This is a genomic window from Achromobacter sp. AONIH1, from assembly GCF_002902905.1.
Classification (GTDB): Bacteria; Pseudomonadota; Gammaproteobacteria; order Burkholderiales; family Burkholderiaceae_B; genus Achromobacter.
The window spans coordinates 1,121,582-1,135,951 of record NZ_CP026124.1 but is presented as its reverse complement, the minus strand read 5'-3'; the positions used below and the strand labels follow the sequence as shown (position 1 = coordinate 1,135,951).

The following is a 14,370-nucleotide window of genomic DNA, read 5'->3' as shown; positions in this document are numbered from 1 at the left end:
GCCCGCAAGCCGGCCGAAGCCACTGCCCAGCCGGAAGCAGCCCAGTCCAAGTCCCCCGCCGCCAAGCGCCGCGCCACGCACAAGACCGCGCCGGTTCCGTCCCCCGCCTGAAACCCCACCGGCGGCAGGCGTATTGCCCCGTCCCGCCCCGGCAGGCGTACAATCAGCCGGTCGTTAACACGACATGCAGTACGTCTTCAGGGCGGGGCGAAATTCCCCACCGGCGGTATGCCACGCAATGTGGCGAGCCCGCGAGCGCCCGGTGTTCCCCAGGAACGCCGGGGTCAGCAGACCTGGTGAGATGCCAGGGCCGACGGTCATAGTCCGGATGAGAGAAGATGTGCCGGCACATACTCGGCTGCCCGGGCGCTTGCGTCCGGCCAGCGGTTTTCTGTTCGGCTGTCGCATAGCCCTGAAACGTTTTTCGCCCACTTTTTCCGCGAGAGCGTTTCACATGTCCAATACCAATCCGCAGCAATCCCTTCCCAGCCTGGCTTCCCAGCCGTTCGAGGCCCGCTTGCAGCGCGCCCTGCATCACCTGCGCCTGGGCCGTCCCGTCATCCTGATGGACGACTTCGACCGCGAGAACGAGGCCGACCTGATCGTCGCCGCCGACAAGCTCACCGTGCCCGTCATGGCGCAGCTGATCCGCGACGGCAGCGGCATCGTCTGCCTGTGCCTGCCCGGCGAGGCGCTGGACCGCCTGGGCCTGCCGCCCATGGTGCAGAAGAACGAAAGCCGCCACGCCACCGCCTTCACCGTGTCGATCGAGGCGCGCGAGGGCGTGAGCACCGGCGTGTCGGCGGCCGATCGCGTCACCACCATCCGCGCCGCCGTCTCGCCCACCGGCCAGCCCGGCGACATCGTCAGCCCCGGCCACGTGTTCCCGCTGCGCGCCCAGCCCGGCGGCGTGCTGACGCGCCGCGGCCACACCGAAGGCTCGGTCGACCTGGCCGTGCTGGCGGGCCTGCGTCCGGCCGGCGTGCTGTGCGAGCTGATGAACGCCGACGGCACCATGATGCGCGGCGCCGCGCTGGAGCGCTACGCCGCCCAGCACGGCCTGGTGGCGCTGACCATCGCCGAGCTGGCCGATCATCTGCAGAAGCTGCGCGATGGCCAGGCCACGCCGGTCGACGACGAAGTGCTGGAGATGGCCGCCACGGCCTGATCCGGCGCGCCACACCGGCGCGGCCCGGCCTTCAGCCCCGGACCGCGCCGATATGAACACCCGACCCGCACCAAACCCGCCGGTGTCGATGCCGCTGCCGGCGCTGACCAAGGCCAATGCCGGCGCCGCGACCCGCCGCGCCGGCATCCTTCCCCCGGGCGATGCGCGTTCAGCGCTGCCCGTCGTGCGCCGACACCGCCTCCCTGGTCAGCCCGCCCAGCCGCGCATGCACGCGGCCGCCCGTGCCCATGACCAGCGCGAACAGGATCTCGCCCGGCCTGGGCGCATCCTGGATGCCGATCTCGATGCTGTTGAAGTGGCTGCGCACATAGGAAGCGTGGATATAGTGCACCGGCACCATCATGCGGTAGCCGGCCACGGCCACCGCCTTGACGGCCGGCACCATCGCCTTGGGCTCGCCCAGCACGCTGCGCATGGCCCAGCCGCCGGCCTCGTGCCAGACCGCGCCGTGCTCCATCTCGCCGTCCAGCCCGACGATGGCGGCCTTGCTGTAGACCTCGATGCTGTCCTTGCCCAGCGTGTCGACCAGCTCGGTCGCCAACAGCGTGCCCAGCCCGCGTAGTTCGGCCATGAAGGGCATCAGGTCCGGCTCGTAGCGGCCGGCATAGGGATTGCGAATCACGGCGCAGGACGCGGCCAGCTTCAACGGCACGGCCGGCGGCGGACCGTACTCATGGAACGTGGTTTCGACGATGAGGCAACGCTTGCGGATATCGATCAGGGACATGGGATGGCCTCCGGGAACAGGATGGAATGCGGGGATGACATGCGGCGACGGCGCGCCTTTCATTGCGGCTCGATGCCGGTTTCCCTGACGATGGCGGCCCACTTGTCGATCTCGGCGCGCACGAAGGCGCCGAATTGCGCGGGCGTCTGGGTTTTCACGGAAAGGCCCTGCGCCGCGTAGGCTTCCTTCAATTCGGCATTGCCCAGCGCCTTCTCCAGCGCGGCCGCCAGGCGCCGGGATACCGGCTCGGGCAGATCCTTCGGACCCATCAGGCCGAACCACACGGTCAGGTTGAAGCCGGGCGCGCCGCTCTCGTTCAGCGTGGGAATGTCGGGCGCCGGCGGGAACCGTTCCGGCGTGCTGACGCCATAGGTCTTGACCTTGCCGGCGCGCGCCTGCTGCAGGCCGTTGGCCAGATCGGTGAAGGTCAGGTCCACGGTGCCGCCGATCACGTCGGTCAGCGCCTGCGGGCCGCCGCGATAGGGCACGGCCGTGACGTCGATGCCACCCATCCGCGCCCACTTGGCGCCGAACACCTGCGCGCTGCCCGAGCCGTAGGCATAGGTCAGCTTGCCCGGATGCCGCGCGCCGTAGGCGTACAGCTCGGCCACGCTGGCGCCCGGCAGGCGCGGCGAGCCAACCAGCAGATAGGGCGTCTCGGCCACGGCGCCGATGGGCGACAGGTCGACGGCCGGATCGTAGGGCAGGTTCTTGAACAGGCTGACGCCGCTGGCGGCCGTGGACACGCCGACCACCACCACGGTATAGCCATCCGGCTTGCTGCGCGCCACGTCATGCGTGCCGATGATGCCGTTGGCGCCGGGCTTGTTCTCGACCACCACCGGCTGGCCCAGGTCGTCGGCCATGGCCTTGCCCAGGCTGCGCGCCACCACGTCGGTGATGCTGCCCGGCGGAAAGGGCACGACCATGCGGATGGGACGGTCGGGATAGGCGGCCCGCGCCGGGTGCATGACAGCCAGGGCGAGCAGGGCCGCGCCCAGGCCGGCCGCCAGCCGCCGCGCGGCGATGATGGGTTGCATGGCTGTCTCCTGTTGATGTGTTCTTGTCACCGCCCCGAGGCCGCTGCCGCGCGCCACGGGACGACATACCCGCGCCAGCCAGCGCGGCGCAGGACTGCTCTCTTTGCCGGACGGATCCGTTGCCAACCCGCCCGTGCGACCCACGCGTCCGCCACGACGGACAGCGTCGTTACGCCGGATGCGCCGCCATTTCGGACGCGTTCAACCGCTCCAGGTATTGGTGGATCCGCGTGTTGTCCACGCCCGGCTCCATCTCCGCCAGCGCGCGCTGCCACAACCCGGCGCACAGCGACAGCTGCCCGACGCGCACGCCGGCGTGCGCCTGCAGCGCGTCGGCGGTGCGCAGGTCCTTGGCCATCAACGCCAGCGCGAAGCCGCCGGCGTAGCTGCCCGGCACGATGAACTGGCGCAGCTTGGTCTCGGTGGCGACGTTGCGGCCGCTGGACGCATTGAGCACGTCGGTGAAGACGTCCAGGTCCAGGTCCATGCGGCGCGCGATCAGCAGCGCCTCGCTGGCCGCCAGCAGACCGGCGGCGTACACATAGTTGTTCAGCGCCTTCATGGCATGGGCCGAGCCGACCGCGCCGGTGGGGATCAGCGTGGCGCCCATGCGCGACAGCAACGGACGCGCGCGCTCCAGGTCGGCGGCGTCGCCGCCCGCCATGATGGCCAGCGTGCCGGCGGCGGCCTTGGCCACGGCGCCGGAAACGGGCGCGTCGACCAGCGCCAGTCCGGCCGCGCGCAGCAGCGGCGCCAGCCGCAGCGTCTGCGCGGGATCGGACGAGCCCATGTCCAGCAGCAGGGCGCCGGGGCGCAGCAGTGTCATCAGTCCTGGACGGCCCGGCGCGCCCTCGATCACGGCGTTGGTCACGGCGCTGTCCGGCAGCATGGTGATGAGGATGTCGCAGCCGGCCAGCTCGTCCAGGCTCCCGGCCCCGCGCAGCGTGCGGCCCCAGGCGGGATGCGCGTGCAGCCGCTCCAGGCGGGCCGGGTCGCGGTCATGGGCCAGGATCCGGTCGTCCGAGTCGGACCGCGCCAGGTTCTCCAGCATCGGCAAGCCCATCATTCCCAGTCCGACGAATCCGATTTCCATGCTCATGCCTTCTACTTATCGATGATGCCTTTTCCAGAACGAAAAGCGCATGGGGATGCTACCGGCTGTGGATTTTCACGGCCTATGCTAAGTTGGCCGGGGGATATAACAAACGATTATCGAGACAGGACGGAAAGCGCCATGCGCTTCAAGCTCAGGCAGATGGAGGTGTTTCGCGCGGTCATGCTGACCGGCTCGATGAACGGCGCGGCCAAGCTGCTGTTCGTGTCGCAGCCCGCCGTCAGCCGGCTGATCGCCCATGCCGAGCAGAGCCTGGGCCTGCAGCTGTTCGCGCGCGACAAGGGCAAGCTCACGCCCACGCCCGAGGCGCAGCGCCTGTTCGAGGAAGTCGGGCCGCTGTTCGAGGAAGCGTTGCGCATCGACGAGCTGGCGCGCGACCTGGCCGCCCGGCCCGAGGGCGCGCTGACGCTGTGCGCCAGCCCCAGCCTGGCGCTGAACTTCCTGCCGCCGGCCATCGCCCGCTACCTGGAGCTGCACCCCGGCGTGCGGCTCAAGTTCCACACCACGCTGCTGGCCGACATGGCGCACGAGCTGCTGGGCCGCAAGGCCGAGCTGGCGATCTCGGTGCTGCCGGTCGACCATCCCAACCTGGTGGTCGAACCGCTGGCCACGGGCGAGATGGTCTGCATCCTGCCGGAAGGCCATCCGCTGGCCGCGCAGCCGCGCGTGAGCCTGGCGCAGCTGGCGGCCTGCCGGCTGGTGCTCTACAGCCGCAACATTCCCTTCGGCCAGCTGGTGGCGGCGGCCTTCCAGCGGGCCGGCGTGAGCTGGAGCGCGGCGGTCGACATCATGCGCGCCGAAGTCGCCTGCGCGCTGGTGCGGGCGGGCGCCGGCGTCGCCATCGTCGATCAGTTCTCGGTGGGCGGCCAGGGCTGGCCCGGCGTGGTGGCGCGGCCGCTGCGCGAATCGATCCCGCTGTCGCTGAGCCTGGCGCGCTCGCGCTTCGAGCGGCCCAGCCGGCAGGTGCAGCGTTTCGTGCGCCTGATCAGGGAACATGTGCGCGGCCTGCCTGACCTGAAAACACCGGGATAGCGCTTGCCGCCGCCCGCCGTCGCGACGGCCGACATGCAAGGAAGTCCTTCAAATGGAAAGAGGGAACGGGATAGCGCGAGGCCCGCCTGGGCGATGGCATAATTCCGGGACTCGCGCCCCCCGCGGGCACAGAAGAATTTAATGAGCCACAGCTCGCATTAGATACACGCATCACCCGGTTTTCATGACATCCATCCCGCAGCCCCGAAAAGCGCCGCGCCAGCAGCGCTCGCAACAGACCGTCGACGCCATCCTGCAAGCCACCGCCCGCGTGCTGGCCGAACATGGCTACGCAGGCACCAACACCAACCTGATCGCCGAAACCGCGGGCGTGAGCGTGGGTTCGCTGTACCAGTACTTCCCGAACAAGAACGCGCTGATCGCCGCCCTGCACGACCGCCACGACCGGCAGATGCTGGACCTGATCGACCAGACGCTGGAGGCCAATCCCGCCGCCACGCTGCGCGACCGGGTCGCCGCCATCGTCGGCGCCATGCTGGGCGCGCACCTGCTGGAACCGGCGCTGCATCGCGTGCTGGAACGCGAGTTCCCGCTGTTCGACCAACCGCGCGAGCACAGCCTCGCCGACCAGGACATCCACCGCCGCATGCGGCACCTGCTGGAGTTCCACCGCGACGAGATCGCACAGCCGGACCGCGATCTGGCCACCTATGTGGTGCTGCGCATCATGGAATCGCTGGTGCACGCGGCCGCGCTGGAACCGCCGGCCGGCTTTTCGTCGGCGCAATTGGAACAGGCGGTGGTGGACGCCATCATGGGCTATCTGAGCGTGCCGGCGCCGGCCGCCCGCAGGCGGGCCGCGCCGCGCAAGGCGGGCTGAGACAGGCTGCCGCCGCCAGCGTATCCAGGAAGCGGGACGCCAGTTCCGGCGCGCTCGACACATCCAGCCTCGCATAGGCATTCTTGCGATGCGTCTTGACGGTCTCGATGCCGATCTTGAGCTTTTGCGCGATCTCCTTCGAGCAATAGCCCCTGAGAATCAGGCCGACGATCTCGGCTTCGCGCGGCGACAGCCTTTCCCGCCAGCCGCGCATGCCGGCCAGGCGCAGGCCGTCCCGCGACGCGCATTCGCGTTCCGCCAGCCACGAGGCCAGATGCCGCCTGAGCAGCGACTGGACCAGCGGAAACACGCTGTTCAGCCGCGCGGCCTCGTGGCGGGTGAACCGCGCGCCGCCTTGGCGGTACAGGCCCACCTGCAAGGTGCGCGAGCCGGCCAGGCGCACGCTCAGGTCCAGCTCCTTGAGCGTGGCGGGAAAGTCCCGGGTCAGATAGCCGATCTCTTCGTCGCGGCTCAGCCGGATGCTGTCGCAATCGCGCTCGGGCCGGTGCAGGAAGGGCGAGCGGCACAGCTCGGGCAGGAAATGGACGCCGCTTTCGATGCCCCGCAGGTGATGCTGGAAGAACGGGTGATAGCGGAACGTGCCACCCGAGTAGCGATGCAGCGAGCGTTCCGGCGCGCCGGACGGGAAGTTGCTATGCAGACAGGCCGGCGCGGATTCCCCGTCGTAGAAGAACACGGCATACAGGTCGAACGGCACCAGCGTTTCCAGGCGCTCCAACAGCAGGGCCGGGAAGTCCTGCCGGTCCAGGGCGTCGACGAGCTGGCTCATGTGATCGATGGTCATCACGGCGGACATGCGGGACCTCCGGCGCGGGATGGATTCGCGGATTCCCGAGCATGCCAAATCGCGGCGGGAGCGGCAATGCCGCGGGTGACGCAAAAAGATCCGCCCATGGGTCCGCCGCTGTTCATTCGTCTGATTCTTCATGCGAGCGTGATGCCGCGCCGCTTGCACGGCCCGCGCGCGCCATCCCCCCAAGAGGGGATTACCGCTCCCATGCCCGCTTGCTAAGGTCGCTGTCACCACAACGACAAGCGCGCTTCCCAAGGAGACGGTATGAACAGCATATGGACCACGCCCGCCGTGGCGGCCTGCCTTTCCCTGGCCGCCACCGCCAGCCTCGCGGCCGACCTTCGCGTCGCGGTCAACCAGGGCAATCCGCCTTTCGAATTCGAAGACCGCAACGGCAAGCTGACCGGTTTCGAGGTCGAGGTGATCCAGGCCGTGGCCCAGCGCCTGAACAAGTCGGTCGAATTCTCGTCGATGCCGTTCAACATGCTGTTCGCGGCCGTGCAATCCGGCCGCGCCGACGTTGCCCTGGGCGCCATCACCATCACCGCCAAACGGCTCGAGAACGTCGCGTTCACCCAGCCCATCATCGATTCCAATCAGTGCGTGGCCGCGCTCTCGGACGGTCCCGTCAAGCGCGTGGAGCAGCTAAAGGGGCGCGATGTCGGCGTCATCACCGGCACGGTGGGCGAGATCTGGGCCGCCCGGTCCCAACAGGAACACGCCTACAAGGAAATCCGCCGCTACGACGGCAATATCGAGCCGATGATGGACCTGGCCTCGCAGCGCACCGCCGCGAGCATCAACGACTGCCCGATCATGGCCTGGTACATCCGCGACAAGCCGCAGTTCTCCATCATCCATGAAGTGATGACCGGTGACAGGAACGCGCTGATGCTGCCCAAGGCCAGCCCGCTGCTGGACGCGATCAACCAGGAAATCGGCCGCATGAAGACCGACGGCTCGCTGCCCGGCCTGTACCGCAAATGGTTCAACGCCGAGGCCGGCCCGCAATCCAGCACGGTGAAGATCGAAGCCATTCCGGCCGTGCAATGAACCTGGCCGACACTTTCTTCAACACCAGCGTGCTGGCCGACTCCATCGGCTCGTTGCTGGCCGGCTTCCGCCTGACGGCGCTGCTGGGCGCGACCAGCCTGGTCCTGGCGACCGCGCTCGGGCTGCTGCTGGTCGTGCTGCGCCTGTACGCGGTCAAGCCGCTGCGCTGGGCCGCCATCGCGCTGATCGACGTGCTGCGGGCGATTCCGCTGCTGGTGCTGCTGGTGATCGTCTACTACGCGCTGCCCTTCGTCGGCCTGCGACTGCCGCCGTTCTGGGCCGCGACCGCCGCGCTGTCTCTGGTGGCGTCCGCCTACATCGCCGAGACCTTCCGCGCCGGCATCGAGGCCGTTCCCGCCGGCCAGGTCGAGGCCGCCCGCGCGCTGGGCCTGTCCTGGCCCCGGATGATGACCGACATCGTGCTGCCGCAGGCGATCCGCTTCACCATCCCGCCCGGGACGGGCATCGCGATCAGCCTGATCAAGGACACCGCGCTGGCCTCGGTGGTGGCCATGCCGGACCTGCTCAAGCAGGCCACGCAGGCGCAGGCCTATTACGCCAATCCCACGCCGCTGATCGGCGCGGCCATGCTGTACCTGCTGCTGTTGCTGCCGCTGGTGCGCGTGGTCAGCGCCATCGAGAACCGCGCCAGCCGCCGGGGAGCCCGATAGTGCGCATCCCACCCTGCCCCGCGCCGCAGGACGCCGACGCAGCGGCGGCCTCGAACCCGCCCCCGCTGCTGCGCCTGCGGCGGCTGGAAAAACACTACGGCGCCTTCACCGCGCTGGACGGCATCGACCTGGACGTGGCCCGTGGCGAGGTCATCGCCCTCATCGGCCCGTCCGGGTCCGGCAAGTCGACGCTGGTGCGCTGCGTGAACCTGCTGGAAACCTATGATGGCGGCAGCGTCGAGGTCGACGGCATCACGGTGCGCGACGACCGGCGCCTGGCGCGCGTGCGCGCCGAGGTCGGCATGGTGTTCCAGCAGTTCAACCTGTTCCCGCACATGAGCGCGCTCAGGAACGTGGCGCTGGCGCCGGTGCGCGTGCGTGGCCTGTCCTGGCCCGAGGCCACGGCGCGGGCCGAGGCCCTGCTGGAACGCGTGGGCCTGCGAGACCACCAGCACAAGCGGCCGGGCCAGCTGTCGGGCGGACAGCAACAGCGCGTCGCCATCGCGCGGGCCCTGGCCATGCAACCCGAGCTGCTGCTGTTCGACGAGCCCACGTCGGCGCTGGACCCGGAAATGGTGCAGGAAGTGCTGGACGTGATCCAGGACATCGCCAGGACCGGCGCCACGCTGCTGATCGTGACCCATGAAATGTCCTTCGCGCGCAAGGTGGCAGACCGTGTCGTGTTCATGGAGCAGGGCCGCATCGTGGAAATCGCGTCGCCCGAGACGTTTTTCACGAACCCCGCCACGGACCGCGCCCGGGCCTTCATCCATACCGCCACGCGCGGACGCGGCGGCATGTCCGCCTGAGCCTTCCACACGAGTCCTGCCCATGCGCCACGACCCACGCCCGGCCCCGGAACCAGATCCCGCCCCCAACGCAGGCCCTGGCCTCGATACAGGCCCCAACCCCGGCCCCAACCCAGCCCCGCCTCCCCAGCCCCTGCCGCGCGCCACGGTGCGGGCGCTGACGGCCTCGCCGATCCGGCAGCTGGCGAACGCGGCGATGCACCGCGCCGACGTGCTGCCCTTCTGGTTCGGCGAATCCGACAGCCCGACCGTGGGCGTCATCCGCGAGGCCGCCAGCCTGTCGCTGGCGCGGGGCGAAACCCGCTATGGCGAGAACCTGGGCCGGCCCTATCTGCGCCACGCCTTGTCCCGCTACCTGAGCGCGCTGCACGGCGTGGATATCGGCACGGAACGCATCGCCGTCAGCGGATCAGGGGTATCGGGCATCATGCTGGCCGCGCAGCTGCTGCTCGAGCCGGGCGACCGCGTCGTCGCCGTCACCCCGCTATGGCCCAACCTGACCGAGATTCCCCGCATCCTGGGCGCCCGCATCCAGCGCTACCCGCTGTCGGTGACGGACGGCCGATGGACGCTGGACGTGCCCGGGCTGCTGCAGGCGCTCACACCCGACACGCGCCTGCTGCTGCTCAACTCGCCCAACAACCCCACGGGCTGGACCATCGAGGCCGAGGACATCGCGCCCATCCTGCGGCATTGCCGCCGGCATGGCATCTGGATTCTCTGCGACGACGTCTACGAACGCCTGCTCTACGACCCCGCGCAGGCGTCAGCGCCGTCCTTCCTCAGGCACTGCGCGCCCGATGACCGCGTCATCTCGGTCAACAGTTTCTCCAAGGCCTGGTCCATGACCGGATGGCGCGTCGGCTGGATGGTCGTGCCCGCGTCGCTGACGGACGATCTGGCCAAGCTGATCGAATACAACAGTTCCTGCGTCTTCGATCCCGTGCAGCGGGCGGCGACGGCGGCCCTGGAACACGGCGAGGCCACGGTGGCGGCGCTGCGCGCGCAACTGGCGCAAACCCGCACGCTGCTGACCGACGCGCTGCGCGGCTTGCCCGGCATCGAAGCGCCCGATGCCGGCGGCGCCATGTATGTGTTCTTCCGGATGGCGGACGCCGCCGACTCCACGCTGCTCGCACGACAACTGGTGGAACAGACCGGCCTGGGCCTGGCCCCCGGCGCGGCCTTTGGTCCGGAAGCGTCGGCATGGCTGCGCTGGTGCCATGCCACCAGCCCTGAACGCCTGGAAGAAGGGTTGAGCCGGCTGCGCCGCTTTTTGACCCAACGACGCACATAGCGAGGCCGCCTCGCACGGTCCGGCCAGACCGGACCCACGCATACGCAATCGCCAACGCCAACGCAAATGCGGACGCGCGGACCGTTCAGCCCTCGGACCGTCCCGCGCGCTCGGCCGCCATCCGCGCCAGGCAGTCGGCGGCATCGCCAATCACCACGCGGGCGCTGCAGGCCAGCATCAGGTTGAGATTCAGGCCAAAGTCCTCGACCGTGTATCCCAGCGCATCGATGGCGCGGGCGGGCGTGTCCGCCGTGCCGACCGCCACCTGCGCGATCAGCGAATCCGCCTGCTCGGTGTACGCCCATACCGGCTTGCCGCAGGCGATGGCGTAGCCCACCTCGAAGGCCGTGCCCGAGTCGGGCTCGGCGCCACGGAACGGATTCAGGTTGGCCATGACCAGATCCGCGCGCTGGATCATGGCCACATTGGCGCGGTAGATCCACTGCGCCAGCGCCGCGCCGGCCAGGCCGGGCGGCGTCTGGTTGTCCAGCGGGAACAGGCCGTCAAAACCGTGTCGGGCGGCCAGCGCCTTGAGCCGCTCGCCATGCGCCGCCGCGTCCGGCAGGAACACGTCGAAACCGGCCAGATAGACGCCGGGCCGCGCGCCGCTCATGACGGCTCCGGTTCGGACACGGAAAAGCCCTCGCCGGTGGCGAAGAACGAACCGCCGGCCAGGTAATGGATCGAGCGGCGGCCCTCGGAAGGGAAATGCCATCGATTGCCCGAGAACACATCGGGCGCGGCCCAGGCGGCCACGACCTCGCCGATGAACAGATCGTAGGCCTGCTGGTTGTGCGGCTCGGGCAGCACCTTGCATTCCAGCCAGCCCAGGCAGCCCGCGACCAGCGGCGCGCCGATCTTGCTGGCGGGGAAGGTGGACAGGCCGCTGGCCTGGAACTTGTCCTCGTCGCGGCCGGAATCCGTGCCGACCTTCAGCGTGGCCCGCGCCTGCTCGCGCGACGGAATGCACAGCGCGAATTCGCCGGAAGCGTCGATCAGCGTGCGCGTATGGGTGTTCTTGTCCACCACCACCAGCATGCGGGCGGGGTTGAAGTCCAGCGGCATGGCCCAGGCCGCCGCCATGACGTTGCGCCGGCCGCCGTGGGCGCTGGTGACCAGCACCGTGGGGCCGTGGTTCAGCAGCAGGTAGGAACGGGACAGCTCGACGGGCTGGATATCGGGCGCAGGGGACACGCTGGACTCGCTTGGAACGCCGGCAGCTCGGGACGCGCCTGCGCCTAGAACATGCCGTTCTTGTTGGCGGGGTTTTCGGGAATGTCCTGGCTCACGTCCCAGTGCTCGACGATCTTGCCGTTTTCCAGGCGGAAGATGTCCACCACGGCCTGGCCGCGGTCTTCGGGCGTGTCCTTCCACAGGTTGTGGATCATGACCAGCTCGCCCTCGGCGATCACGCGCTTGATCTCGACGACGGCCTGCGGATGCTGCTCGAAATACGCCGGGAAGTAATCCTGCGTGGGACCGACGCCGTCGGGCATGTAGGGATTGTGCTGCACGTACTTGTCGCCCACGTACAGACGCACCGCCTCGTCGACGTCGCGGTCCAGGAACATCATGCGGAAAAAGGCCACCGCGATCTCCTTGTTGGACTGCGGCGCGGCGGACGCGGGCGACAGCGCCAGGCCGCCGGCGACCAGCAGCGTACAGAAAGCCAAGGATTTCAAGGGGATACGCATACGAAACGACTCAAATCAGGACACCGGCTGGCGGTTCGCCAGTTTACAAATAAAAGACGGCGTCCCGGCCCATTTCCCGCCAGCGCCCGAGAAAATCGGGCGTCAAAACGACAATGGCCCGCCATTGGGCGGGCCGGCTCCGTTCCGGGCGGGCTGCCCGGACGGAACGGATCAGTATCCGACGGTGAAACGGCGGCGTGTATGCCGGGGCGTCTCGATCTCGTCGGCCAACGCGATGGCGTAGTCTTCCATCGAGATCCAGCTCTTGCCCTCGTCGTCCGCCAGCAGCACGTCATCGCCCAGGCGGAACTTGCCGGTGCGCTCGCCCGGCTCGAACAGCGCGGACGGCGACAGGAAGGTCCAGTTCAGCACCTTCTCCTGGCGCAGCGCGTCCAGGAACACCACGCCGGCGCGGGCCTCGGGCTTGTAGGCGTCGGGAAACTCGGGGGTGTCGATCAGCATCTTGCCGGGCGCCACCTGCAGGCTGCCCGCGCCGCCGACCACCAGCAGGCGCGGCACGCCGGCGTCCTTCACCGCTGCGATCAGCGGCTTGGCATCGGACGAGACGAAGCGCGAGGCGCTGACCACGGCGTCGTGGCCGGCCAGCAGCGCGGTCAGGCCCTGCGGATCGGTGGCGTCGCCCTGCTTGACGGTCAGGCCGGGCTGGGGATTGATGTCGCCCAGGTTGCGGGCGATGCCGGTCACCTGGTGGCCGCGCTTGAGCAATTCGTCGGCAACGCGCGAACCCACGCGGCCGGTGATGCCGATCAATGCGATTTTCATGGTCTTGCTCCTGTCAGTAGGAACCGGGCGCGCTTGCCTTGCGGACTGTCCGTAAGCCCCGCCGCGGTTCAGGCAACACCATGCTATTCGGTCGAATCGATGGGAAAAACCCACCGGAACGGACGAGTTCTTTGCAATCCGCGCACCAATGCCGGCGAATGCGCCGCCGGCCCGCGCCGCGAACCGCGCGCGGCGCATGGCTACAGTGTGCGCCGGGCGGCGGCGCTTGAACAGCGGCGCCGCCGCGGCCGCGTCAGCCCGCCGCGCGCTGCGCCTGATAGACCTGCAGATGCGCGTAGGCCACGCGCAGATAGGTCGCGTCCACGCCCAACGTGGCGGCGCGGCGCACCATGTCGCCGACGATGTGGTCGGCCTCGACCGGCAAGCCCTGGCTCAGGTCGCGGAACATGGACGCGGTCATGGGCTGGCTGGTGTCGGTCAGGATCTTCAGCACCGAGGCGTCGGCCTCGGGCCGCACCGCATGCCCGGACGCGGCCGCCACGGCCTGCGATTCGCGCAGCAGGGCGCGCAGGATGTCGGCGCCGTCGTCGGTGGCGGCGATCCGGCCCACCGGCCCGCGCATCAGGCAGGTGCCGGCCGCCAGCGTGGTCAGGAATACGTACTTTTCCCACACGTCCTGGTGGATGTTGTCGCTCAGGCGACTGCTGAATTCGCCGCCAGCCAAGGCCTGCGCCAGCGCCTCGCAGCGGGCGCTGCGTGCCGGGCCGGCGCGTTCGCCGAACACGATGCTGGCGAACTTGCCCAGGTGCACGACCTCGCCGTCCGGCCCCAGGGTGGCGTTGATCTGGCACAGCCCGCCCAACACGCGCCGCGCCTCGAACTCGCGGTCCAGCACCTCGTATTGCAGCACGCCGTTCATGATGGGCAGCACCGCCGTGTCCGGCCCCACGGCGGGGCGGATCGCCTCGATGGCGCTGGCCAGGTCATAGGCCTTGCAGCTCAGCACCACCACGTCGTAGGCGCCATCCAGCGTCTGGCTGGTGGCGAGCTTGGGCCGCACCACGGCGTCGCCCAGCGGGCTGCGGATGCGCAACCCTTCGGCGCGCAGGCGCGCCGCGCGCGGCTCGCGCACCAGGAAGGTCACGTCCGCGCCGGCCTGGGCCGCGCGTCCGCCAAAGTAGCCGCCGGTGCCGCCGGCGCCCAAGAACAACAAGCGCATGTCTGTCTCCTGTCTGGCAGCCCGCAAGTCTTGCGGGCGAACGCGGACATTATGCGCGCGGCCGCAGCCGGACCGAAGCCACGGGCCAAAGCCACGAACCGGAATCACGGACCGGAATCACGGGCT

Annotated in this window: 16 protein-coding genes and 1 riboswitch; of the genes, 7 read left to right on the top strand and 9 right to left on the bottom strand. The window is 69.3% G+C overall.

Annotated features, from left to right (window positions below; genetic code table 11):
* The first annotated feature begins 189 nt into the window (after positions 1-189).
* Positions 190-344: riboswitch (FMN riboswitch) on the top strand.
* Positions 345-454: 110 nt separating this feature from the next.
* Entirely contained in the window at positions 455-1,168 is a 714-nt protein-coding gene (ribB, locus tag C2U31_RS05255; RefSeq protein ID WP_103271874.1) for a 3,4-dihydroxy-2-butanone-4-phosphate synthase, read from the top strand.
* A gap of 169 nt (positions 1,169-1,337) precedes the next feature.
* On the opposite strand, the gene C2U31_RS05250 is transcribed toward ribB, so the two are convergent.
* From C2U31_RS05250 to C2U31_RS05240, 3 genes are all read right to left on the bottom strand, one after another.
* Positions 1,338-1,916 carry an amino acid synthesis family protein gene (locus tag C2U31_RS05250; protein WP_103271873.1) on the bottom strand — a complete coding sequence of 193 codons (579 nt, stop codon included), beginning with the start codon at positions 1,914-1,916 and terminating at the stop codon, positions 1,338-1,340.
* Positions 1,917-1,975: 59 nt separating this feature from the next.
* Entirely contained in the window at positions 1,976-2,956 is a 981-nt protein-coding gene (locus tag C2U31_RS05245; protein ID WP_369869743.1) for a Bug family tripartite tricarboxylate transporter substrate binding protein, read from the bottom strand.
* Positions 2,957-3,125: 169 nt separating this feature from the next.
* Positions 3,126-4,055 carry an NAD(P)-dependent oxidoreductase gene (locus tag C2U31_RS05240; protein ID WP_103271872.1) on the bottom strand — a complete coding sequence of 310 codons (930 nt, stop codon included), beginning with the start codon at positions 4,053-4,055 and terminating at the stop codon, positions 3,126-3,128.
* Between the two features lie 135 nt (positions 4,056-4,190).
* Here C2U31_RS05240 and C2U31_RS05235 point away from each other — a divergent pair, with 135 nt between their 5' ends.
* Positions 4,191-5,102, top strand: a complete 912-nt coding sequence (locus C2U31_RS05235) for a LysR substrate-binding domain-containing protein (protein WP_103271871.1) — start codon at positions 4,191-4,193, stop codon at positions 5,100-5,102.
* 184 nt (positions 5,103-5,286) lie between these two features.
* Positions 5,287-5,943 carry a TetR/AcrR family transcriptional regulator gene (locus C2U31_RS05230; protein WP_103271870.1) on the top strand — a complete coding sequence of 219 codons (657 nt, stop codon included), beginning with the start codon at positions 5,287-5,289 and terminating at the stop codon, positions 5,941-5,943.
* On the opposite strand, the gene C2U31_RS05225 is transcribed toward C2U31_RS05230, so the two are convergent.
* Positions 5,876-6,760, bottom strand: a complete 885-nt coding sequence (locus C2U31_RS05225) for a helix-turn-helix transcriptional regulator (RefSeq protein WP_158658316.1) — start codon at positions 6,758-6,760, stop codon at positions 5,876-5,878. The genes C2U31_RS05230 and C2U31_RS05225 overlap by 68 nt on opposite strands.
* A 261-nt stretch (positions 6,761-7,021) precedes the next feature.
* On the opposite strand from C2U31_RS05225, the gene C2U31_RS05220 reads away from it, so the two are divergent.
* From C2U31_RS05220 to C2U31_RS05205, 4 genes are read left to right on the top strand one after another with little or no spacing between them, the layout of a single operon-like run.
* Positions 7,022-7,810: an ABC transporter substrate-binding protein gene (locus C2U31_RS05220; protein WP_103271868.1), complete on the top strand. Its 789-nt coding sequence runs from the start codon at positions 7,022-7,024 to the stop codon at positions 7,808-7,810.
* Positions 7,807-8,481, top strand: coding sequence for an amino acid ABC transporter permease (locus C2U31_RS05215; protein ID WP_103271867.1), 675 nt, complete (start codon positions 7,807-7,809; stop codon positions 8,479-8,481). The genes C2U31_RS05220 and C2U31_RS05215 overlap by 4 nt, the downstream gene beginning before the upstream one ends.
* On the top strand, positions 8,481-9,290 hold the full coding sequence (locus tag C2U31_RS05210) for an amino acid ABC transporter ATP-binding protein (RefSeq protein ID WP_369869742.1): 810 nt from the start codon (positions 8,481-8,483) through the stop codon (positions 9,288-9,290). Before C2U31_RS05215 ends, C2U31_RS05210 begins: the two co-directional genes overlap by 1 nt.
* A gap of 22 nt (positions 9,291-9,312) precedes the next feature.
* Positions 9,313-10,587 (top strand): pyridoxal phosphate-dependent aminotransferase, encoded by a 1,275-nt coding sequence (locus tag C2U31_RS05205; protein WP_103271866.1) that lies wholly within the window; start codon positions 9,313-9,315, stop codon positions 10,585-10,587.
* Positions 10,588-10,672: 85 nt separating this feature from the next.
* On the opposite strand, the gene C2U31_RS05200 is transcribed toward C2U31_RS05205, so the two are convergent.
* From C2U31_RS05200 to panE, 5 genes are all read right to left on the bottom strand, one after another.
* Complete coding sequence (locus C2U31_RS05200) at positions 10,673-11,200, bottom strand: nucleoside 2-deoxyribosyltransferase (protein ID WP_103271865.1); 528 nt, start codon at positions 11,198-11,200, stop codon at positions 10,673-10,675.
* On the bottom strand, positions 11,197-11,781 hold the full coding sequence (locus C2U31_RS05195) for a flavin reductase family protein (RefSeq protein WP_103271864.1): 585 nt from the start codon (positions 11,779-11,781) through the stop codon (positions 11,197-11,199). Before C2U31_RS05195 ends, C2U31_RS05200 begins: the two co-directional genes overlap by 4 nt.
* 44 nt (positions 11,782-11,825) lie before the next feature.
* Positions 11,826-12,281: a nuclear transport factor 2 family protein gene (locus tag C2U31_RS05190; protein ID WP_103271863.1), complete on the bottom strand. Its 456-nt coding sequence runs from the start codon at positions 12,279-12,281 to the stop codon at positions 11,826-11,828.
* 171 nt (positions 12,282-12,452) lie between these two features.
* On the bottom strand, positions 12,453-13,064 hold the full coding sequence (locus C2U31_RS05185; RefSeq protein WP_103271862.1) for an NAD(P)-dependent oxidoreductase: 612 nt from the start codon (positions 13,062-13,064) through the stop codon (positions 12,453-12,455).
* 253 nt (positions 13,065-13,317) lie between these two features.
* A complete protein-coding gene (gene panE / locus C2U31_RS05180) occupies positions 13,318-14,244 on the bottom strand; it encodes a 2-dehydropantoate 2-reductase (RefSeq protein ID WP_103271861.1) in 927 nt (308 codons plus the stop codon).
* Positions 14,245-14,370 lie beyond the last annotated feature (126 nt).